This window comes from Clostridium sp. ZBS2 (assembly GCF_023845855.1).
GTDB lineage: Bacteria > Bacillota > Clostridia > Clostridiales > Clostridiaceae > Clostridium > Clostridium aquiflavi.
Genome location: NZ_JAMQIF010000010.1, coordinates 332,941 through 354,463 on the forward strand (window position 1 = coordinate 332,941; position 21,523 = coordinate 354,463).

At 26.5% G+C, this 21,523-nt stretch carries 20 protein-coding genes; 2 read left to right on the forward strand and 18 right to left on the reverse strand.

Features of this window, described 5'->3' with window-relative positions:
• Nucleotides 1-96: 96 nt before the first annotated feature.
• The 13 genes from gap to NG918_RS07955 all read right to left on the reverse strand — a co-directional run bounded on the left by gap (nucleotide 97) and on the right by NG918_RS07955 (nucleotide 14,575).
• Nucleotides 97-1,113 carry a type I glyceraldehyde-3-phosphate dehydrogenase gene (gap, locus tag NG918_RS07895; protein ID WP_252211945.1) on the reverse strand — a complete coding sequence of 339 codons (1,017 nt, stop codon included), beginning with the start codon at nucleotides 1,111-1,113 and terminating at the stop codon, nucleotides 97-99.
• 72 nt (nucleotides 1,114-1,185) lie between these two features.
• Nucleotides 1,186-2,217: a sugar-binding transcriptional regulator gene (locus tag NG918_RS07900; RefSeq protein ID WP_252211943.1), complete on the reverse strand. Its 1,032-nt coding sequence runs from the start codon at nucleotides 2,215-2,217 to the stop codon at nucleotides 1,186-1,188.
• Between the two features lie 240 nt (nucleotides 2,218-2,457).
• On the reverse strand, nucleotides 2,458-3,840 hold the full coding sequence (gene rpoN, locus NG918_RS07905; protein WP_252211941.1) for an RNA polymerase factor sigma-54: 1,383 nt from the start codon (nucleotides 3,838-3,840) through the stop codon (nucleotides 2,458-2,460).
• Between the two features lie 389 nt (nucleotides 3,841-4,229).
• Complete coding sequence (locus NG918_RS07910) at nucleotides 4,230-5,066, reverse strand: DegV family protein (protein WP_252212095.1); 837 nt, start codon at nucleotides 5,064-5,066, stop codon at nucleotides 4,230-4,232.
• Between the two features lie 18 nt (nucleotides 5,067-5,084).
• On the reverse strand, nucleotides 5,085-5,546 hold the full coding sequence (locus NG918_RS07915; protein WP_252211940.1) for a tRNA (cytidine(34)-2'-O)-methyltransferase: 462 nt from the start codon (nucleotides 5,544-5,546) through the stop codon (nucleotides 5,085-5,087).
• A 175-nt stretch (nucleotides 5,547-5,721) separates the two neighbouring features.
• Entirely contained in the window at nucleotides 5,722-7,245 is a 1,524-nt protein-coding gene (locus tag NG918_RS07920; protein ID WP_252211939.1) for a VanW family protein, read from the reverse strand.
• Between the two features lie 203 nt (nucleotides 7,246-7,448).
• Nucleotides 7,449-8,390 carry a glycoside hydrolase family 25 protein gene (locus NG918_RS07925; protein WP_252225552.1) on the reverse strand — a complete coding sequence of 314 codons (942 nt, stop codon included), beginning with the start codon at nucleotides 8,388-8,390 and terminating at the stop codon, nucleotides 7,449-7,451.
• A gap of 83 nt (nucleotides 8,391-8,473) precedes the next feature.
• Nucleotides 8,474-9,997, reverse strand: a complete 1,524-nt coding sequence (locus tag NG918_RS07930; protein ID WP_252225553.1) for a sensor histidine kinase — start codon at nucleotides 9,995-9,997, stop codon at nucleotides 8,474-8,476.
• On the reverse strand, nucleotides 9,987-10,697 hold the full coding sequence (locus tag NG918_RS07935) for a response regulator (protein WP_252211935.1): 711 nt from the start codon (nucleotides 10,695-10,697) through the stop codon (nucleotides 9,987-9,989). The genes NG918_RS07930 and NG918_RS07935 overlap by 11 nt, the downstream gene beginning before the upstream one ends.
• A 315-nt stretch (nucleotides 10,698-11,012) precedes the next feature.
• Entirely contained in the window at nucleotides 11,013-11,918 is a 906-nt protein-coding gene (locus NG918_RS07940; protein WP_252225554.1) for a D-alanine--D-alanine ligase, read from the reverse strand.
• Nucleotides 11,919-12,138: 220 nt separating this feature from the next.
• Nucleotides 12,139-13,032: a cation diffusion facilitator family transporter gene (locus tag NG918_RS07945; protein WP_252212447.1), complete on the reverse strand. Its 894-nt coding sequence runs from the start codon at nucleotides 13,030-13,032 to the stop codon at nucleotides 12,139-12,141.
• A gap of 319 nt (nucleotides 13,033-13,351) precedes the next feature.
• Nucleotides 13,352-13,810 (reverse strand): threonine/serine exporter family protein, encoded by a 459-nt coding sequence (locus NG918_RS07950; RefSeq protein ID WP_252212448.1) that lies wholly within the window; start codon nucleotides 13,808-13,810, stop codon nucleotides 13,352-13,354.
• The gene (locus tag NG918_RS07955) at nucleotides 13,811-14,575 is read right to left on the reverse strand and encodes a threonine/serine exporter family protein (RefSeq protein WP_252225555.1); all 765 of its coding nucleotides are present in this window, start codon (nucleotides 14,573-14,575) and stop codon (nucleotides 13,811-13,813) included.
• A gap of 327 nt (nucleotides 14,576-14,902) precedes the next feature.
• Between NG918_RS07955 and ilvA the strand changes: the two genes are divergently transcribed.
• Complete coding sequence (ilvA, locus tag NG918_RS07960; protein WP_252225556.1) at nucleotides 14,903-16,123, forward strand: threonine ammonia-lyase; 1,221 nt, start codon at nucleotides 14,903-14,905, stop codon at nucleotides 16,121-16,123.
• Between the two features lie 186 nt (nucleotides 16,124-16,309).
• Here ilvA and NG918_RS07965 read toward each other — a convergent pair whose 3' ends face one another.
• Nucleotides 16,310-16,615 carry a hypothetical protein gene (locus NG918_RS07965; RefSeq protein ID WP_252212451.1) on the reverse strand — a complete coding sequence of 102 codons (306 nt, stop codon included), beginning with the start codon at nucleotides 16,613-16,615 and terminating at the stop codon, nucleotides 16,310-16,312.
• A gap of 373 nt (nucleotides 16,616-16,988) precedes the next feature.
• On the opposite strand from NG918_RS07965, the gene NG918_RS07970 reads away from it, so the two are divergent.
• Nucleotides 16,989-17,549: a class I SAM-dependent methyltransferase gene (locus tag NG918_RS07970; protein WP_252225557.1), complete on the forward strand. Its 561-nt coding sequence runs from the start codon at nucleotides 16,989-16,991 to the stop codon at nucleotides 17,547-17,549.
• Between the two features lie 88 nt (nucleotides 17,550-17,637).
• Here NG918_RS07970 and NG918_RS07975 read toward each other — a convergent pair whose 3' ends face one another.
• From NG918_RS07975 to NG918_RS07990, 4 genes are read right to left on the reverse strand one after another with little or no spacing between them, the layout of a single operon-like run.
• Nucleotides 17,638-20,106 (reverse strand): glutathionylspermidine synthase family protein, encoded by a 2,469-nt coding sequence (locus NG918_RS07975; RefSeq protein ID WP_252225558.1) that lies wholly within the window; start codon nucleotides 20,104-20,106, stop codon nucleotides 17,638-17,640.
• Nucleotides 20,107-20,126: 20 nt separating this feature from the next.
• A complete protein-coding gene (locus NG918_RS07980) occupies nucleotides 20,127-20,411 on the reverse strand; it encodes a hypothetical protein (RefSeq protein WP_252212454.1) in 285 nt (94 codons plus the stop codon).
• The gene (locus tag NG918_RS07985; RefSeq protein WP_252225559.1) at nucleotides 20,411-21,037 is read right to left on the reverse strand and encodes a normocyte-binding protein; all 627 of its coding nucleotides are present in this window, start codon (nucleotides 21,035-21,037) and stop codon (nucleotides 20,411-20,413) included. Before NG918_RS07985 ends, NG918_RS07980 begins: the two co-directional genes overlap by 1 nt.
• A gap of 4 nt (nucleotides 21,038-21,041) precedes the next feature.
• The gene (locus NG918_RS07990) at nucleotides 21,042-21,425 is read right to left on the reverse strand and encodes a hypothetical protein (RefSeq protein ID WP_252212456.1); all 384 of its coding nucleotides are present in this window, start codon (nucleotides 21,423-21,425) and stop codon (nucleotides 21,042-21,044) included.
• Nucleotides 21,426-21,523 lie beyond the last annotated feature (98 nt).

Below are 21,523 nucleotides of genomic sequence, written 5' to 3' on the forward strand. Positions count from 1 at the left end.
AAATTTTTCAATATTTTAAAATAGTCTGGCCTTATAGCCTTATACTACAAAACCAGACTTATTTATAATTTTAATTACTTTAACTAAAAGCTCAAATTACTTTAAGAATTTAGCGAAGTATTTGATTGTTCTAACCATTTGGCTAGTGTATGAATTTTCGTTGTCATACCATGAAACAACTTGAACTTGGTATGTGTCTTCATCAACTTTAGCTACCATAGTTTGAGTTGCATCAAATAATGATCCAAATCTGATTCCTACGATATCAGAAGATACTAATTCTTCTTCAGTGTATCCAAATGATTCGTTAGAAGCAGCTTTCATAGCAGCATTTACGCTTTCAACTGTAATGTCTTTTCCTTTAACTACAGCAACTAAGATTGTAGTTGAACCAGTTGGAACTGGAACTCTTTGTGCAGATCCAATTAACTTACCGTTTAATTCTGGGATAACTAATCCGATAGCTTTAGCAGCACCAGTTGAGTTAGGAACGATATTTACAGCAGCAGCTCTTGCTCTTCTGAAATCTCCCTTTCTGTGTGGTCCGTCTAATACCATTTGGTCTCCAGTGTAAGCATGGATAGTTGACATAATACCAGTTTGAATTGGTGCTAAGTTATTAAGTGCTTGAGCCATTGGAGCTAAACAGTTAGTTGTACAAGAAGCTGCAGATATTATGTTATCTTCAGCAGTTAAGATATCTTGGTTAACGTTGAATACAACTGTTGGAAGGTCGTTTCCAGCTGGAGCTGATATAACAACTTTCTTAGCACCTGCATCAATATGAGCTTGAGATTTAGCTTTTGATACATAGAATCCAGTACATTCAAGTACTACATCTACACCAAGATCTCCCCAAGGAAGTTTTGAAGCATCAGCTTCAGCATAGATTTTGATTTCTTTTCCGTTAACAACGATTCCGTCTTCTTTAACTTCTACAGATTCTTCGTATCTACCTTGTGATGAATCATATTTTAATAAGTGAGCTAACATTTTAGGATCTGTTAAGTCGTTGATTGCAACCACTTCATATCCTTCTGCTCCAAACATTTGTCTAAATGCAAGACGTCCAATACGTCCAAAACCATTAATTGCTACTTTTACATTTGCCATTAAAATTACCTCCTAAAATAATGCTTTTTATAAAAAATAAATTTTACAAACTAAATTAATTTTATACATAAATTAACGATTTAATGTTTCTAGTATTTTTTTACCAGTTTCTTCGTCTGTGACTAAGATACCATTAATATCATTAAATTCTGTCGATATTATTGAATCTATTTTATTCTTTCCACCTGCTACTGCAATATGTGTTTTTATTTTTCTTGCTTCATTAATTTTTATTCCAATTGAGGTAGCTTCTGATATAATTTGGGATTTTTTGGTAAAGTAACATCCAAATGCTTCCCCAACCGCACCACTGTCTATAAGATTTTGGATTTTCGTTTCCGAAACCCCTCTTTTTTTAGCCATTTGTACAGCATTACCTATTCCATACATCAGTATATCAGCTTTATGTAAAGTATCTACTACTGTTTTTATTTCTTCTTCTTTAAGTAATGTATCTAATACATCTAAACTTAAATTTTCTGAAACATGTAACATTTTATAACTACCATTTAGCTTTTTTGCTAATAAAGCGGCTAAGGTATTGGCTTGAGTTTCTACATTCTTTCCTACTCCACCTCTTGCAGGTACTACTTGAATATTAGATAAATTATTTATTTTAGGAAATTCTTCTACCACTGCTTTTAATGTGCTTCCACCAGTTAATGCAATTATATCATTGCTAACTAATACATTTTTCACATAATGAGCACAAGCTTTTCCTAAATCTTTTAAAATTGAAGGATTATTATCTAAATCTCCCGGAACTATAATTACTTTCTTTAAATTAAGACTTTTTCTTAATTCTTCTTCTAGTTCTGAAAGTCCTTTTATTTCATGAATAAAATCCTTTAATTTATTTAGTATATTTTCACCTTCTTCAGTGACAGTCATTCCTGGAGTATTTATTTCTATTAAACCCTGCGAGCTCAAAAAACTTACTTCATTTCTTACCACTCTCTCACCAATCTTCAATTCATTGGCAAGAACTCTTCTACCTATTGGTTGATTATAGTATATAGTTCTCAGTACATTGTATCTCTTTTCTAATGTTTCAACAAGTTCAGGAACTATTTTTTTCTGTAACTCTAATATTTCATGCAACATAAACACTCCCTTGGTCTTTATGCGTCCCATGCACTTAAATCATGTCCCACAAATATTATTATAAAACACCTTATGAAATTTTTAAAGGCTTTAATTGAATTTTTTTTATATATTTTAAAAGTTGATTATATTAATAGTGAATTTTTAACACTTTTAAATATATTAAACATATAAATACTTAATTAATACTTAGAGATTAAATTTATCTTTCATAATCTCTAAATATTAATTCTTTAATACTTAGATTCTCTTTCTTTTTGATGAAGATTTAATGCCTAATTCTTCTCTATATTTTGCCACAGTTCTTCTAGAAATATTTATATTTTCTTTATTTAATATTTCAGAAATAATTTGATCTGAAAAAGGTTTGGATTTATTCTCTTTTTCTATTATCTTTTTTATTTCATTTTTTATCGTATTTGTAGCTATATCTCCTTCATTACTTAAAGAAAATCCACTCTCAAACAATGCTTTTATCTTTATTGTTCCATAACTAGTAAGCACATATTTATCTTTTATAGCTCTGCTTACTGTAGATTCATGCATTCCTATGTCTTCCGCAACTTCTTTTAAAGTTAAAGGTTTTATATAATCATAACCTTTATCAAAAAACTCTTTTTGTTTATTTAATAAACATTTTAAAACATTATATAAAGTGCTTTTTCTTTGTTCAATAGACTTTATTAGAAACATTGCTTTATTAATTTTTTCTTTAACATAACACACAGTTTCCTCATCTATATTTTTTTCTAAAACATTTTTATAAGTTTTATTTATAGTAAGTTTAGGTAATACGTTGTCATTCATTATAATGAAATATTCTTTTTCTATTTTTTTAATTTCAGCATCTGGTATTATATAACTTACTTGTTCTCCTGTATAAAATCCCCTAGATGGTTTTGGCTCTAATTTTTTAATTAAATCTCCATATCTTTGAGCTTCTTTAGGATTTATTCTTAAATCTTCACCTACAAGCTTATATTTATTATCTGCTATATTTCCTAAATGATTCTTTATTATTTTTTCCATAATATCATCTAATATACTTAATTTTTTGCTTTGAATCATTAGACACTCTTCTATATTCCTAGCACCTATACCATATGGCTCCAAATCTTGTACAATTTTTAATGCTTGTTCTACTTTAGTTTGACTTATATTAAGTTCATTGCTTATTTGAGTTGTTGATATTTCCAAATAACCTCTATTATCTAAGGATTCTATGATATATTTTGATACTACTACTAAATATGGATCAATATTTAGTTCAATTAATTGTTCTTGTAAAAACTCATTTAAAGATTTGCTCTTTTCAATATAATTCCAAGGTGTAGAATCTATTTCTTTATTATTTACATAATTATTATCAACTTCATTCTTATAATTATTAGATTCTAATTCCTTTATTAAATTTTTGTAATCATATTTATCTTTTGAAGTATTATTTTCTATGCCTTTATCTAGTTCATTAATTTCTAATATTGGATTTTCAGCATATTCATTATCGATAAACTCCCTTAAGTCATGCATAGACATTTGCAAAAGTTTTATCGACTGTTGCATACTTTGAGTTAATACAAGTTTTTGATCCTGGGTAATTTTCATACCATAATCTAATTTCATAAGCATCCTCTTTTCTTATACCATTATAATAAAATTATTGAAACCCTTTTCTGAATATTGCTATTTTTATGCATATTGCTCTATAAATAGTATACTCTGATTTTGTTAATTAAAGCAAGTCATCTAAATATACACTATAAAGTATATTATAAAATAAAAGTTTAATGATAAAAATAATAAAAACCATGATTCAAACAAATTTAATAACTTTTTGTTTAAATCATAGCCTTTTATTATTTTGCCTATATTTTAATATGTGTTAATCTATGTAATAGGCAAAGTGGCATTGTTATTGTACTTTAAAAATAGTTATGTAAGTATTATTATATTTACTGCTTGTCTCGTTTTTTATATTGGGAGCAAGCTAAAATGGTACTATAGTTATTATTTTATTTAGTTAAATATACTAGTCCACAACAATTAGGTCCTGAATGAATACATACACTAGATCCTAATGGACATTCAGTATAGTTCATATTATTTTCTTGTAAGTATTCTAAAAGAGCTGCTTTAATTTCTACATTTTTGGCATCAACTAGTAATATTGGAACATCCTCATCTAATTGTGCTTCTTCTAATTCTGAAATTATTTTTTTAATAACCTTTTTATTTCCTCTTATTTTATCTTTAACAGACATTAATCCATCTTTTATATCTAAGATTAATTTTATTCCAAATACGCTACCAACCATTCCAGCGGTTTTAGATATTCTTCCACCTCTTATAAGATATTCCAATGATTCAAAGCACATTAATGTTTTTATATTGTACTTAGCTGAATCAATCTCTTTAAATACATTTTCCAAACTATTTCCCTTATCTAAAAGTATAGATGCTTTTAGCACTAAAATCCCTAATGCTGGTGCTATATTTTGAGAATCCACCACCATTATATTATCACTTTCTAATGTATTTTTAGCTATACATGCAGATTGGTATGTTCCACTCATAGCAGAAGACATATGAATTGAAAGTATTTTATATCCATCATCTAAATATTTTTTATATGTTTCTACAAATCTACTAGGAATAACTTGACCTGTAGTAGGTAAAATATTATCTCTTTCTATTTTTTCAAAAACTTTAGATGGAGTTATTTCAACTCCATCTAAATAACTTTCTTCTTTAAAATTTATTAAAACTGGTAAAACTTCTATATCATACTTTTCATATATTTCTTTTGGTAAATCAGCAGTACTATCTGTGATAATTTTTATCTTCTCCATTTGCCTCATTCCCTTCTCCTATTTCATGTTTGGAAATCCAAATTGTCTTAAAGCTTCATACGCAACTATTGACACAGTATTAGATAAGTTTAAACTTCTAGTACTTGATTGAATCATTGGTATTCTCATACCAGTAATTACTTCATGGATTTCTTCTGGTACACCACTTGATTCCCTTCCAAACATTATAAAATCACCCTTTTGAAATGAAATTTCATTGTAATAATCTCCAGCATGAGTGCTTGATAAAAATATTCTTTCATTCTTGTATTTTTCCATAAATGCTTCATAGCTTTCATGAATTTCTAGGTTTAAATATTTCCAATAATCTAATCCTGCTCTTCTTACATGCTTTTCATCTATATCAAATCCTAACGGTTTTATTAAATGTAGCTTACTATCTGTAAGTACACAGGTTCTTGCTATATTCCCAGTATTTTGCGGAATTTCTGGTTGATATAATACTATATTTAAATTCAAAAGATCACCTTCTCTAATTACTTACTGTTGTTACCATCAGTATAATTAAAAAGTATACTATATGGTTTATTAACTGTCTAGTCGTAGCTTACTTAAGTTAAATTAAAATGAAAGTTACTAAAAATAGTTTACATAACAAAAATAAAAGGTACTAAAAGTACCTTTTATTTTTTCACTATTGAGCTACTGGTGGAGCTACTGAATCTTGTGATACAGGCGGTGTTACTGGTGGATTTGCAGGTGGAACAACACCTGGAGTTTGTTCTGTAGCTGCTGGTGGGACTAACGGTTGTGTTCCTTTTTTAACAACTATATCAACAGCTGTATAATAATCATTTGATATTAACTCTTTATTTGTTTGAACACCATTTTCATATGTTAATTGATAAGAATTAGTTTTATAACCTGTCATTCCACCACTTTCTGTAACCTCTTGTCCTTCTGGCAAAGTTGCATCTTCTACTACTTTTACAGTCGGTTCTATGGTCTGAATTATTTCATTTTCCATATCATAAGTTTTGCCTCCCAATGCAGAAACATCACCATATATATTATAAGTCATAACTTTATTGTATGTACTTCCTTGTATATAAATTGGAGAATCATAAGTATTTTTAAACTTGTAATCTATATCCCCATAAGAAACAGTTGCATCTAGTCCAGGTTTTGCATAACCTACAGACATGGAATGATTTCTTCTTTCTACCGCTCTTATATTAGCATGCATTACCGCTCTATAAAGCGCTGTTGATACTTGGCATATGCCTCCACCTATTCCTGGCTCTACCTTATTACCAACATAAGTTGCTGCTTCTTTATACCCTCTTTCCACTGTTCTAGGACCAACAACTTCATTGAAACTAAATACATCTCCTGGCATTAAAATCACTCCATTTATGGCTTTAGTTGCAAGATCTATATTAGCACTTCTTCCTTCAGATGACGTACCATAATTTGAAGAATATGAACCAATAATTCCATTTATTTTTGATAAATCCTTACTTGTAATTTTAGGTTGTACCGTTTCTAAATCCATTGAAACTACAATTTCTTCATTTATATGTCCTGTTATAATTTCTTTTAATTTTTTATCAAATTCATCCATATTTATACTTTTACCAACAACTTCGTCTACAATACTGAACCCGTTCCCATTAATTGAAAGAGTCGCATCTTTAGGCTCATCTTCAACTTTACTTTTCACCATTTCTTCATAAGCTTTTAATTTCTCTTCATCATATGATAAATTTAAATCAATTTCATGCTTATCTTTCCCCTTATTCTTTATGTAAGAATATTTTTTTAATACCGAATCATTTTTTCCAAAATTCATAGCATCATTTATCACATTATCAATATCATAAACTGGAGATATGTCCGAATATAAAAGCTCAAATTCTGACTCACCTATTTTTATAGATACTTTTTTATCTCCTATTTTTCCTTGAAGCTCTTGAATTAATTTTTCTCTTGCTTCTTCTTTTGTCATTCCTCCAATGTTCACATCTTGCACTGCAACACCTAAATATATCTTATTATTCCATTCTTCCACTATTTTATTAATAGATAAAAAATATCCAGTAAATAATGCCGAAATAATTACTATAAATGCACATATTCCTATTATTATTCTCTTTTTCTTTTTATTACTTGATATTTTTCTAAGGACTTTCCCCCTTTTTCCATTCTCTCCGTTCACATTTATTCCCCTTTCAATAAATATACTGAATTAACAGTTTAACACTATTAACATTTTTATAAAAAATTACATGTTCTAAACATAATTGCAAGTTTTATTATATCACATTATTTCTTATATTTAATAAGAATATTATCGTATAATTTACATAAAAATAAAGGTATCTTTTCATAAAATTAAGATACCTTTATCTTATATTTTATTTATAATTTAACTTTAGCTCTAGTTTTAGATGTTTCGCCATCATAATCAAATGCTTCAATTGTGATATTTATAGGATTCCCTTTAGGAATTTCTAGTTTATTTTTATCTATAACATATTTGGTTGCATTCTCATCTACAGTTGCTATCCAATAATTATTTACAAATATATTATATCCTAGCAAATCTATATCGGGTACCCTATTCCATGAAAGATATATATTATTTCCATTCATGCTGGCTTTAAATCCAGTCACATCATAAGGTTGAGTTAATAACCTTATATTATCAGGTCCCCAATTAGCATCTACTGGATTTCCTACTCCCATTACCTTTTGATCTTCGCTAAATTGCCAAATTCTCCATCTAGTCCATCCTCCAATATCAGGTGGATAAGGCGGATTAATTGGAACTTTTGTGTACATAGCGATCCATAATGGCATGTTTTTCAAAGGATATCCCTTTCCTTTTACATAAAAATTATCATATAATTCTATGAAAAACAATCCCGTATAAAGCATAAGTCTTCTTCTAGTTTTTCTTTCAAATCTCACCCTAAATCTATCTATCCATTCCACTAGAGTCTTAGTTGGTATAGATTTATCTATAGGTACTTCAATATCTAATACTGGAAATAAATCTCCATAATCTTTATTTCCAAAACCTTGTTGTAATAAATTTATAAAATCATCACATTGTCTATCAGCATCTGTTAAGTCATATGACGGAACTCCAAAATGATATGCCCCTACAGGAATCCCATAGTTTCTGCTTTCTTTTGCAAATTGAATGAATTTTTTATCTACTCTAAACCTACCTGTACCTGAGCCAGATGATCTTAAGTATAGAAAATCTATTTTAGTTGCTAAAATAGAAAATTGAGCATCTTGAGTATACTCATTAATATCTATTCCAAAAAGACTCTTATCATTTTTATTTTGCATACTTCCTCCTAAAAAAAGTAGTCTTATTATAAAATATTAAAGTTACTCAAAAAAAGTACCAATAAAATATAATTATATTTTTACTATAAATTTTCCATTTTTAAATTAACATAAAAACTTATATTATCATCAATACATTCAGCCCATATTTTACCTTCATGTAAATTAATTATATTCTTAGAAATAGCAAGTCCTAATCCTGATCCTCCTGTGGTAGTATTTCTTGATTCATCAACTCTATAAAACCTATCAAACACCTTGTCTAATTTCTCTTTAGATATATATTCTCCTTTATTTCTACATACAAAAGTTATATAATCATCTTTTTGATAAAGACCTATTATTATTTCACCAGGTTTAATTGAATACTTTACAGCATTCATTATTAAGTTTTCAAATACTCTAAGCATTTTTACTATATCTATAAAAACATATGCTTTATCAATATCAAATTTTTTATTTATATTTATTGAATTTTCATATACTATAGGTATCATTTCTTCTATTAATTGTGATAAAAGTTCACATAAATTAACTTTTTCTTTATTTAGTTTCATTCCATTATTGTTAAGTTTTGTGTATTCAAATAAATCTTCGATTAATATATTTAATTTTTGTGCCTTATTATAGGCTATATTTAAATATTCGTTCATTTCTTCTTTATTTTTATATCTATCTTCTTTTACAAGTCCTATATAACCCATAATAGAAGTTAGAGGCGTTCTTAAATCATGAGATACATTTGTAATCAAATCAGTTTTTGTTTTTTCTGCATCCCTTTCAGCTTGTATTTTTTCCCCAATCTCTTTAGCCATATTATTTATGTTGTTAGCTATCTTCCGAATTTCATCTCTTCCTTTTTCTTCAATCCTATAATTTAAATTCCCATTTGCTATTATTTTTAAACCAGATGCAATTTCATCTAAATACTTCATCTTATTATTTGTAATTATTACAAATGAAATTATAAAAATTATAAATGTAAGCGACAAAGCTAATGATGAATTAGACATTTCCACCGTATTATATACTATTTCTGCCTTTGGTATTTTAGAGTATATTAAATACAATCTAGTACTATCCATTTTTAATGGCATAATATGAACTCTTTCCCTTGCTGCATTACTAGTATCATTCTCATTAGAAATAATATCTCTAAATACACTATATATATCTATGGTTTCTTCATAAACATTTGAGGTTTTGAAAATAACTTTTCCTTCAGTATTTGTAATATATATCTTACTATTATTATACATAGGAGAATTCAATATTTTTTCTATATCTTTAGAATCATCTATCTTTAAATGTTCCGTTCTCTCTAATTCCTTTAATAACATATTAGCTTCTTTTTCTGTAGATTCATAATCATAAAATACTTCTGGATTTCTATATTCTTTTTTTAACAATACATCTGTAAAATTATAAAATGTAAAAGATAACAAAAAGCATACTCCAATTACTAACATTAATTCAAATCTAATGCTTCTCTCAATATTTATTTTTAATCTTAAACATGTACTTCGAAAAAACTTGTAAAAATTTAAAGTAATTAATTTTTCATTATATTTTTTATAAAGATTTTTTAACTTTTCTTTATTTTTCAATTTTATACCCAACTCCCCATACGGTCTTTATAAATTTAGGGTTTCTTGGATCACTTTCTATTTTTTCTCTTATTTTTCTTATATGTACCATTACAGTATTATCTGAAGACATAAATTCTTGGTTCCAAACACTTTCATATATATTTTCTATTGAAAAAACTTTTCCTCTATTCTTAGCAAGTAACAATAATATATCAAATTCAGTAGGTGTTAATTTTACTAAATTGTTATTTAATATTACTTCATGTGTTTCTAAGTTTATTATTAATTCATCAATTTCTATTACACTTTCTTCTAACTCTCCATCATCAGAATGCTTTGTATTAAATTTGCAAAATCTTCTTAATTGTGATTTTACTCTAGCAACAAGTTCTAATGGATTAAATGGCTTTGTTAAATAATCATCAGCCCCCATATTAAGTCCTAATATTTTATCTATATCTTCACTTTTAGCTGATAACATTATTATTGGCATTTCTCTTTCTTCTCTTATCTTTAAGCATGTATCTATACCATTCAGTTTAGGCATCATAACATCTAATATTACTAAATCTATATCTTTATCCCTAATTACATCTAATGCCTCTTCACCATTACATGCTTTTATAGTAATATAACCTTCACTTTTTAAATATATTTCAACTAAATCTCTAATTTCTTTTTCATCATCAACGATTAAAATAGTTTTATTTTCTAGCATGTCCATTCCCCTTTTCTCACTTTAAATAAACATAATATTCCTTAACTATATTTTAACTTAAACTTCTAAAAAAAACCTCCGTAAACTTCTTAAGATTTTCTAAACTTAACTCATTCTTTTAATTATCGGTTATATATTAAATTAACTACACTAAAAACAGCTAAGCAACTTTGGATCTGTTTTAATAATATATTTTATCAAAGACAAAATAAATAGAGACAAGCATTTATACAGACGCTTATCTCTATGTTATATGATTATTATTTTATAATGGTTAAAATTTAGTTAAAGTTTTTATATCCAACTAAGTGTAGTTTATCTAATAACCTTCATTGACTCATCAATTATCATGTCTATAAGTTCCGGGAATGATATATTAAGTCCTGCTGCACTCTTAGGAATTAAACTATTAGGAGTCATTCCTGGCAAAGTATTAACTTCTAAAATATATGGAACTTTATCTTCAGTTACTATCATATCAACTCTTGAATAAACCTCACATTTTAATGCCTTATATGTTGCTAAAGCCATTTCTTCTACTTCTTCATGTAATTCTTTTGGAAGTTCTGTTACAAATTCATCTGATCCTCCATCTGCATATTTTGCAGTGAAATCAAAAAATTCAGCTTTTGGCTTTATTGCTACAACTGGTAACATCTTATCGCCAAATACAGGACAAGTTATTTCATCACCTTTTATAAATTTTTCTATAATAACTTCGCTGTCCCATTTAAAAGCTTCTGTCACGGCACTTTCTATATCTTTTTCTTCTTTTATTATAAATGTAGCAACACTTGATCCTCCATGGGTTGGTTTTACTACTACTGGATATCCCATTTTTTCTATTTCTTCATAATTTATTTGGTCATTTCTTCTTAAATTTATCCAAGGTGCTGTTCTTATGTTATCAGCTTTTAATATACATTTACTTATATCCTTATCCATGCACATAGAGCTACTTAATGGACCGCATCCTGAATATGGTATTCCAAGTGTTTGAAGAACTGATTGAACTGTTCCATCTTCTCCAAATTGACCATGTAATGCTAAAAGTGCAAAATCAATACCTTTAACTTTATTTATTATATCTTCTTTTTCATCAATAACTATAGAAACCACTTCATATTTATCTTTATTTATACTATCAACTATTGATTTACCACTTTTTAAAGATATTTCTCTTTCTGATGAAATACCACCCATTATTACTCCAACTTTCATAAGTTACCTCCAATATCTTAGTTCAATAATTATTTTATATTAATCATATTCTATTAATTTTAATATACCTTATAATTATATATTAATAAATTTTTTGCCAAAATTAAAGAACCACTAATAATAACCTTTAAATTACTAGTGGTTCTAAATATGTTTTATTTAATTACTCAGTCCACTTTACTTATGCATATATCAACACAATATTAAAACCTAAATATTTTTATAAAACTTTCTTTTCTATAAATGGATTAACATGAACCATACAGTGTTTTACATCTTTATTTTCTTCAATTATGTTATGAACATTCATAGCAATCTTATGTCCTTCCTCAACTGAAATATCTGATTCTACAGAAATTTCAACATCTACATAAATTTTACTAGCATGAAGTCTAGTTTTTAAATTATCTATATTTTTAACTCCATCAATTGAATGTATTGCTGCATTCATTTTTTTTATTGCATCATCACCAACAGATGTATCCATTAACTGATTTATACTTTGTTTTAAAATATCATAACTTACTTTTATTATTATAATACTTATTACTAGTGCTATTGCAGGGTCTAACATAGGAAATCCCATTCTAGCACCAATTATTCCTATCAAAGCTCCAATTGAAGAAAATGAATCACTTCTATGGTGCCAAGCATCTGCTTTTAATGATGTACTATTTATCTTTTTTGCATATTTTAATGTATACCAGTACATTGCTTCTTTTGATATAATAGATATTACTGCAGCAAATATAGCTAAACTTCCCGGAATTAAATAATTACCATATACTAAATTTTTTATTCCTGAAAATCCAATTCCTAATGAAACTAACAAAAGCATAATTCCTAAAAAAACAGAAGTTAAGCTTTCAAATTTTTCATGACCATAAGGATGTTCTTTGTCAGCTTTTTTACTTGACAATTTTAAACCTATTATAACGCCTATAGTACTAAATACATCAGACAAAGAATGAACACCATCAGCAATCATTGCCTTACTAGAAGCAATAATTCCAATTCCTATCTTTATAATAGATAATAAAACATTTCCTATTATAGTCACTATGCTTACCCTGTATCCAATCTTTAAACGTTCATTACTATTTAATTCTTTCATTTAAATATCCTCCACTTATTTTCAATTGAAAATAAAATAAATGTCTTATTTATTCGAATTAATATATAGTACGCTAAAGTTTAAGTAAATGTTAACTATTTAAACAAATAATTTTAGAAAATATTTATCAATTGATAATCAATGCCATGATGATAGTTACTTGAAAATTTGTTTAAAACGCTTATGAAACACTTTTTACAAATAAAATTTATAAACTAAAATGCGCTAAATGTAATATAGAAATTAAAGAGACAAAAAAACAGCAATAATTAATAGTATTATATATAATAATATCATTAATTATTGCTGCATTTTATTCTCAAGTACGCTTATTTTCTAAACGCATTTTTTTTATTCTTCTAAAATTAGTGATTTGGCGAGTTATAGTTGACACAAAAATCACACCTAATGCTAACATTCCTGCACTAGCTAAAGTACTCATCCCCACTTCTAGTGACCCCATAATATTGCCAGTTATTGTTTCGTACATTGTATAATACATTCCTGCACCTGGAACCAATGGGATTAACGCACAAATAACTATTGTTGTAACTGGTGTTTTTAATATTCTCGCACAAATTTCAGAATAAATACTAAAAACAACTGATGAGATAAACAATGATAAAACATTACTTACATTTAATTTTAAAAATAAAGAATAAACAAACCAACTTAAACCGCCACCAATTGCGGCAAAAACTAATTTCTTACCTTTTATATTAAACATAATCCCAAAGCCAAATGAAGCTACAAATGAAACTAAGGTTTCTTTAATCATTTACATTCCTCCCAATGCATTTATAAAGATACTTAAAATACCTCCTGTACCAACAGCTATTGAAACAGCTACTAAAAATGCTTCAAGAGCTTTTGTCATACCAGATACTAAATCTCCTGCAATTGTATCTCTAATAGCATTAGTGATAGTTAAACCTGGTACAAGTAACATTATAGCACCAATAATTATTTTATCTAAATTAGATCCTATATTAAGTTTAATAAATATTATCGCTAAAAATGCACATATTGCACCACATAATGAATTTATAAAAAATTCATTAATATTTAACTTTTGACAAGTATTAATTACTATTTTTATTATTAATCCAACTAAAGTGGCTACTATGAAATCTTTACTATTTCCTCCAAAAAGCACAGCAAATGAGCCTGCAGAAATAGCTGACCAAAAAAAAGTATAAAGATTAGAATACCTATCTCCTTTGGATATTTCTATAAGTTGTTTATTAAAATCATCAATGCTTAAAGATTCAATTTGTGTTTTTCTTGCAAGATCATTGATTTTATCTATCTTATTTAAATCTACCCCTCTAGATGTAACTCTTTTAAGTAATGAAACAACTTCATTTTCATGTGAAATAGATACCATAATTCCTGTCGGTATAACAAAGCTATCTGCTTGCTCTGCCCCAAAAGAAGTGCAAATCTTACAAACAGTTTCTTCAACTCTATAAGTTTCTGCTCCACTTTCTAGCATTATTTTTCCTGCAAATGTAGATACTTGAAGTAATTTATTTAAATCCATTTTTATACCCTCATGTAAAAATTATTATACATTTTATTATGCCCATTTTAATCTAATAAATGATATATATTTTTAGTACAAACTAACTGATGAGAGTATTATATCACAAAGCATTTTCTTATTATATAAGTAATTATTTAAATTATAATAGTTTTATTTATACACATCTAAAATTATCCAAATTTAAATATATATCGTTTTTATTATTAGTATATTAAAAATGCATGCATTTTTTTCTTACTTGACATTAATTTTTCAAGTGTTATTATAAAAATATCAAATTCCATATTTTATTAAAAATACATTAAAAAGGGGGTTATATGAAATATGATGACATTAGAGAAATTTGAACAAGCATATGAGACAGTACAAAAAGTAATATTACAAACAAAACTAGTTTATAGTGATTATTATTCTGATCGTACTGGAAATAAAGTATACTTGAAACCTGAAAATTTACAAAAAACTGGGGCATATAAAATTAGAGGTGCTTATTATAAAATTAGCACTCTTACCGATGAAGAAAGAAATAAAGGCTTAATAACAGCATCTGCTGGTAATCACGCTCAGGGGGTTGCATATGCTGCTCAATTATATAATGTAAAATCTATAATTGTTATGCCTACTACTACCCCACTTATAAAAGTAAATCGTACAAAAGCATATGGTGCTGAAGTAATATTATATGGTGATGTTTATGATGAAGCTTGTAATTATGCTTTAGAACTTGCAAAAGAAAAAAGCTATACATTTATTCATCCTTTTGACGATTTAGATGTTGCAACTGGTCAAGGTTCTATCGCTATGGAAATATTTAAAGAATTACCTACTGTTGATATAATTTTAGTTCCAATTGGCGGTGGCGGACTCGCAACTGGTGTTTCTACATTAGCTAAACTTCTTAATCCTAATATTAAGGTTATAGGAGTTGAACCTTATGGGGCTAATTGCATGGAAACTTCACTAAAAGCTGGACATGTTGTAACCCTTCCAAAAGTTGATACTATCGCAGATGGTACTGCTGTAAAAACTCCCGGATCTGATATTTTCCCATATATACAACAAAATATTGATCAAATTATTACTATTAAAGATCCGGAATTAATAGTTGCATTCTTAGACATGTTAGAAAATCATAAAATGCTAGCAGAAAATTCTGGTTTATTAACTGTTGCTGCCTTAAAACACTTAAATATAAAAGGTAAAAAGATTGTATCAATTATAAGTGGTGGAAACATGGATGTAATAACTTTTGCCTCATTAGTGCAACATGGTTTAATAGAAAGAGAACGTATATGTACTTTATCTGTTTTGCTTCCTGATAAACCTGGTGAATTAACAAATGTATCTAAAGTAATTGCTGAAGCTCAAGGAAATATAATAAGACTTGATCATAATCAATTTGTTAGTATTAATAGAAATAGTGCTGTTGAGCTTGAAATAACTATGGAAACTTTTGGTCCTGAACATAAAGATTCAATAATAAAAGCATTAAAAGATAAAGGATATGATCCTAATGTTTTAAAGCCTAAGAATATTTATCAATAAATATTTTTTAATTTAAGTTAATACTTTTATTAAATATCAATTAAATTAAGGCATAAGTTAATTTTTATTATAAAATACTTACTTGTGCCTTAAATTTTAAAAAGCTTATTCAATTATATGTACTTTTTCTATAGTAGAATATAGTACTGGGACTAATTAAAAATATAATAAATCAAGTTAGAAAATCTAATTCCTTTTTATATAATCTTTAAGTTTATCCTCTGCTAAAAAACTTATTTCTTGATGACAATGATTCAATTCATTTAACTCTCCTGTTTTTATAAAAAGTATCTCTTCTGCAATTTCAGAACACTTGCATAAAAAATCATCATAATTATTAGAACCTAAATTTTCTAATTTATCATTTATTGGCTTTGGAATATGTAATTCACTTGTGTCTTCAAATCCATATAGCTCATAAGCTTCTAATTTATCAACTAAATCCATAACAATTGCTATTATTTCACTTATTTCAAATATATCTATTTTCATAATATTCTCCTAATTAATTTTAATATAATAAGACATCTAAATTATACCTTGAGTTTTAAATCTCTAATATATAATTCCTTTTAAATATAGCATTAACATTATTTATTACTAGTATGTTCAAACATTATTTTAACATATTTTTATATTCATAAAGTAATTCTTTGATTTAAAGTAGAAATTTCTTTAAACCCAATGGTAACAAAATTATTATAATTTACTATTTTTCAAATAATTACATTCATTTTTATATATTTTGTAAAAATTTATAGTGAACTTGTTGAAGTGAACAATGAACAATGGTAATCTTATATTGTTCATAAATTGAACGTAATGAGAATTTAATAATTATTTATAAATGAGAGGATGAAATCAAATGGAAGATATGAGTTATTGGAAAGAAGTTTGGGAAAGAAAAGGAAGAGATACTACAAGAAAATTAGAAGTATTAGATGGCTATGAAAGTACTACTGCAAATGTAGCAAAAATAGCAAAAAATATTATTAAAGAATTAGATATTAAAGAAACTGACACTGTTTTAGAAGTTGCATGTGGTGCTGGTGGCCTAGCACAATATATTAATTGTAAATCATATGTTGGAGTTGATTATTCAACTTCCCTTGTAAAAAAACATATTGAATTACTTAATAATTCTGTATTGCATGGGGAAGCAAATAACCTAATTTTTAAAAATAATACATTTGATAAAGTTTTTTGCTTTGGTGCATTTCATTACTTTCCAAATCAAGACTATGCACAAAAAGCAATTGATGAAATGAAAAGAATTGCTAAAAAAGCTATATTTATAGGGGACTTGCCTATAACTTCGCATAGAGAACAACACTTACTATACAATAAAGATAATTTTAAAGATTGGAAAATCACTGATGGATATTATAATCCTTGCAGATTTAATGTTTCATTAAAATTAGACTAACTTAAACAAAATAAAGTTAGATTATCTTAAAATTCAGCTTTGCTTTAGCAAAATTTTATATAATCTAGCTTTATAGTTAATTAATCATTTATTTTATATATGTTGAAATGTATCTAGCATTTTTGTCTGTTATAATATCTCCCATTCTTGTATATATTCCTGAAAACTTATCATTTGTTATATAAGCTCCTAAAATAGGAAATTGGTATTTATTTTCCTTAGTAATAACAGAATGTAAATCTATCTTAACTGGTTTTATATTCACTCTATCTTGAAATATCACATCATCATTTTGATTATATGTACACTCATAATCTAAGTTTATTCCATCCCCTTCTCGTGACAAATATGGTTTAATTAAATAATCACATGAAAGCTTTTTATCTTTTTCTAAAGACGTATATGGAATATATTTTACTATAAAATCTTCTTCCTCTTTTGATATAATTCCTTTATTAATAATTTCATGTAAAACTGCAAAAAATGCTTTTGATTGAACTATAAGAGTATGACCTGAATTAATTAAATAAACTTCATCACTTAAGGGTTCTATTAATTTTTTCATTTCTTCATCATAATAAAACCAATCTAATGGATAATATCTATATATAGCATGAATTTCTGCTCCATAAAGATATATCTTATGATTTTTAACATCTAAATCATATATGTTTCCAAATATAATATTATAGTTATCTAATTCTTTTAAAATTTCACATATTATATTTGTTGTATATATATCTTCATAATACCACGAAGTTACAACTGCAATATTTTTAACTTCTTTTAGTTGTTTTATTTCCTCTATAATATAAATTAATGTATTTTTTACATCACTCCTTAAATTCTCATTTGGATTAATATATTTCAAATTAAATCTTCTTTGCATTATTGAATTTATGCCTATAGATTCTACAATTCCTGCTGGTGTTTCTGAATTAAATTCTAATATCTTTAAATCCCCATAGTTATCTAATGCAAAATCAATTCTACCTAATGCACAAAGAGTAGATGTATAAGATTGAGATACCATTTTATACAGCTCTTCAGGTATACCCAAAATCGGTCCAAAAAGTTTAATATTTTTTTGAATATATGGATATATTTTTTTTAATATTTCACAAAAATTACTACTTGTTATTTTTATTTCATCATATAACTCATTTTTCAATATCATTATATCTAAAGAAACATACTCATTAATATTAGAATATGCTCCAGTAAAATTATACTTAAATGAAAGTTTCTCATTTAGTTCTTCATATATTTTAGCTCTACTTTTTTCACTAGTAAAACTATTTTTTTCTATTTTTAGTGGATAATCGTTTGTTCCCAAAGGTGACATCCATGTATAATTATCATCTGTTAAGAATTCTTTACTCCATCTAACAAGAAATCCTTCAACCTTTTTATCCATTATATAAACACCAAAATTTCCATATGCTAATATGGGTATATTCGTATTTTTAAAATCTGGAGCATACGTATATTCTTGTCTTATATTAATTAACTTTTGGACTATATGAATCTTATCTTTTTTTAAAATATTATTTATTTCTTCTGTCCATGCATTATCTTCATAAGACTTGCCGATATAAACTTCTTGACTATACCTTCCAAGAGAAGACTTTACTACATAACTATCTTTATTATCTATAGTGTTTATTAAATTTTTAGATTTCAGTATTTCTGTATATGGTATACTTTTTCTTATTATATTTTTGTCATCTTCACAAATAAGATTAGAATTATTTTTAATTAAATGCCATAAGTAAGCAAAAAATCCTTTTGCCTGAATTGCAATTATTCTAGGATCATTTATTATCAAAACTTTACCTTCATTAAATGAATCTAATATATCTTCTATATTATTGATTTCACAAAAAAATTCTGTTGGAAACAATCTTAAAATAATTTGTAATTTTATTTTAGAGTATCCATATACATATCCGTCTTTAACACTCAAATTATTATTTCCAACTTGTACTATATTTATATTTGTATTCTTTAAAATCTCCTTAAAATAATAACTATGATGCAATTCTTCATAATGACAAGGATCAATTAAAAATCCTATATTAACTTTTTCATTTCCATCACAATATACATCACTTATTTTAAGTAATGTATTAACTAACTTTTTAATAAACCCTTCATTTAAGTTTCCATTAAAATTACATCTCTCCGCTAAATGAATCTCTTTTTGTCCACAAGGCTTATCATAATTAAATTCTGCAAAATAAACATGGTTATTAATATCTATAAATGTGTCATATCTACTCCAATACATGGGAGATATAGGACACTTTAAATTAAATATCTTATCCCTTAAAGGAAAATCATCAAAATACTCTAAAAGTTTTTTATGCTTTCCATTTATATTTTCTAATATATCTAATGCCATATGATTAATTTTCTCACTGTAAAAAATCATATCTTCACATATATTCTTATCAATAAAAAATGGTATTTGTGAATGAACATATTCCTCTCCTAAAGAACTAACCATATAATTATTAAATAAAATATCCTCAGTATACTTTAATTGATTTTTCATATTTTTTACCATCCTATTTTTTAGCTTGAAGAACTTCCACCTTTTACACCAGAATATCCTGAAGATTTAGATGTAGATGACTTAGTCACACTACTTTTTTTACTGTTAGATGATTCTCCACTACGAAAAGAATGCCAAGCATGTGAATTATGAGTTGATGTAGTTGTTCCATTTTCCTCTTCATCATCTTCATCCTTTTGATTTACATTATTACATCCTAATAGTATATTAGGGGCTGTAACCATAAATGTAGAAGCTATTGCTATTGATAAAGCTCGTTTTTTATTTTTCTTAAAACTGTCCATTATTTTTCCATCCTTACTATCTTTACATTGATTTCATTCTTAAAATAGTCTATGTAATTCATTAAATCCTCTTTTATATTGTCTTTTGTAAAAACTACTATCCTATTATATCCTAATCTTTTTAAAATGTTAGAGTTTGGAAGATCTTCCTCACCAACTGCATATTGATTATTTAACTTATCATATATTTTTTTCACATCTAACTCTTCATTATATCTATCATATGGAATAAGCATAATATATTTTTTACTTTTTACCTCGTTTAATTTTATACCAGTATTTATAAGCTTACTTATATTGTTTCTACTTCCTACAATTCCAAATGGATGAAATAACAAATTAATATTTAATATAGGCTTTATAAAATAATTATTATTTAATTCTAAAGATAAATCTAAAATTTCATCCAAAGGTAAATCAATAATAATAAAGCATTCTTCGTTATATTCATCTAGTATTTTTCTTACTACTTCTTTTTTAGTCTCACTTTTATAATCGTCCAAAACAAAATCTTCATAAGTTTGTAGAGAAACAAATGGCGTACTTCTAAAAAAACACCTGAATTCTCCTAAATTACTTCTCCAAATTCTATAGATATTTCTTAAATCAACTTCTTTTAAATTCATATTTTTACCTTTCATAAGTTACTGAATATATCCCATCAAGAGATATATAATGCTTATGTCCATCTTCATTTATAAATACGAAATTATTTGCTCCGCACTCATCTTCACATACTTGTCCATTAAAACTAATATCAGGTCTTGACCTTTTCCACGAATCAACATCAAAATAAAAATTTATTTCTACAGCGCATGCTAAAAATCCATAGTCCAACTTATAAAGTATTGCAAAATTATTTTTAGTAGAAAATAGTTGCCTATAATTTTTATTTTCTATTATTGTATCAACCGCTATAAGTTCATTATATAAATTAGTTACTTCTCCTTCTAGAACTTCTATTGGTTTATCTTTATACCATTCATTAAGTGTTTTATATATATAAATCTCCACATTTTCCTCCAAAATATAATATTATATGCAATATTATACCTTATCTGTTAAAAAAAAATATAGAATACATTAAATATATCCTATATTTTTAAATTATA

What these genes read in the sequence shown, in the direction of transcription:
- NG918_RS07950 (WP_252212448.1), bottom strand. Translation starts at nt 13,810, where the DNA reads ATGATTAAAGAAACCTTAGTTTCATTTGTAGCTTCATTTGGCTTTGGG.
- NG918_RS07925 (WP_252225552.1), bottom strand. Translation starts at nt 8,390, where the DNA reads ATGCAAAATAAAAATGATAAGAGTCTTTTTGGAATAGATATTAATGAG.
- NG918_RS07985 (WP_252225559.1), bottom strand. Translation starts at nt 21,037, where the DNA reads ATGAATTTAAAAGAAGTTGATTTAAGAAATATCTATAGAATTTGGAGA.
- ilvA (WP_252225556.1), top strand. Translation starts at nt 14,903, where the DNA reads ATGATGACATTAGAGAAATTTGAACAAGCATATGAGACAGTACAAAAA.
- NG918_RS07975 (WP_252225558.1), bottom strand. Translation starts at nt 20,106, where the DNA reads ATGAAAAATCAATTAAAGTATACTGAGGATATTTTATTTAATAATTAT.
- rpoN (WP_252211941.1), bottom strand. Translation starts at nt 3,840, where the DNA reads ATGAAATTAGATTATGGTATGAAAATTACCCAGGATCAAAAACTTGTA.
- NG918_RS07955 (WP_252225555.1), bottom strand. Translation starts at nt 14,575, where the DNA reads ATGGATTTAAATAAATTACTTCAAGTATCTACATTTGCAGGAAAAATA.
- NG918_RS07970 (WP_252225557.1), top strand. Translation starts at nt 16,989, where the DNA reads ATGGAAGATATGAGTTATTGGAAAGAAGTTTGGGAAAGAAAAGGAAGA.
- gap (WP_252211945.1), bottom strand. Translation starts at nt 1,113, where the DNA reads ATGGCAAATGTAAAAGTAGCAATTAATGGTTTTGGACGTATTGGACGT.
- NG918_RS07940 (WP_252225554.1), bottom strand. Translation starts at nt 11,918, where the DNA reads ATGAAAGTTGGAGTAATAATGGGTGGTATTTCATCAGAAAGAGAAATA.
- NG918_RS07935 (WP_252211935.1), bottom strand. Translation starts at nt 10,697, where the DNA reads ATGCTAGAAAATAAAACTATTTTAATCGTTGATGATGAAAAAGAAATT.
- NG918_RS07965 (WP_252212451.1), bottom strand. Translation starts at nt 16,615, where the DNA reads ATGAAAATAGATATATTTGAAATAAGTGAAATAATAGCAATTGTTATG.
- NG918_RS07980 (WP_252212454.1), bottom strand. Translation starts at nt 20,411, where the DNA reads ATGGACAGTTTTAAGAAAAATAAAAAACGAGCTTTATCAATAGCAATA.
- NG918_RS07910 (WP_252212095.1), bottom strand. Translation starts at nt 5,066, where the DNA reads ATGGAGAAGATAAAAATTATCACAGATAGTACTGCTGATTTACCAAAA.
- NG918_RS07900 (WP_252211943.1), bottom strand. Translation starts at nt 2,217, where the DNA reads ATGTTGCATGAAATATTAGAGTTACAGAAAAAAATAGTTCCTGAACTT.
- NG918_RS07945 (WP_252212447.1), bottom strand. Translation starts at nt 13,032, where the DNA reads ATGAAAGAATTAAATAGTAATGAACGTTTAAAGATTGGATACAGGGTA.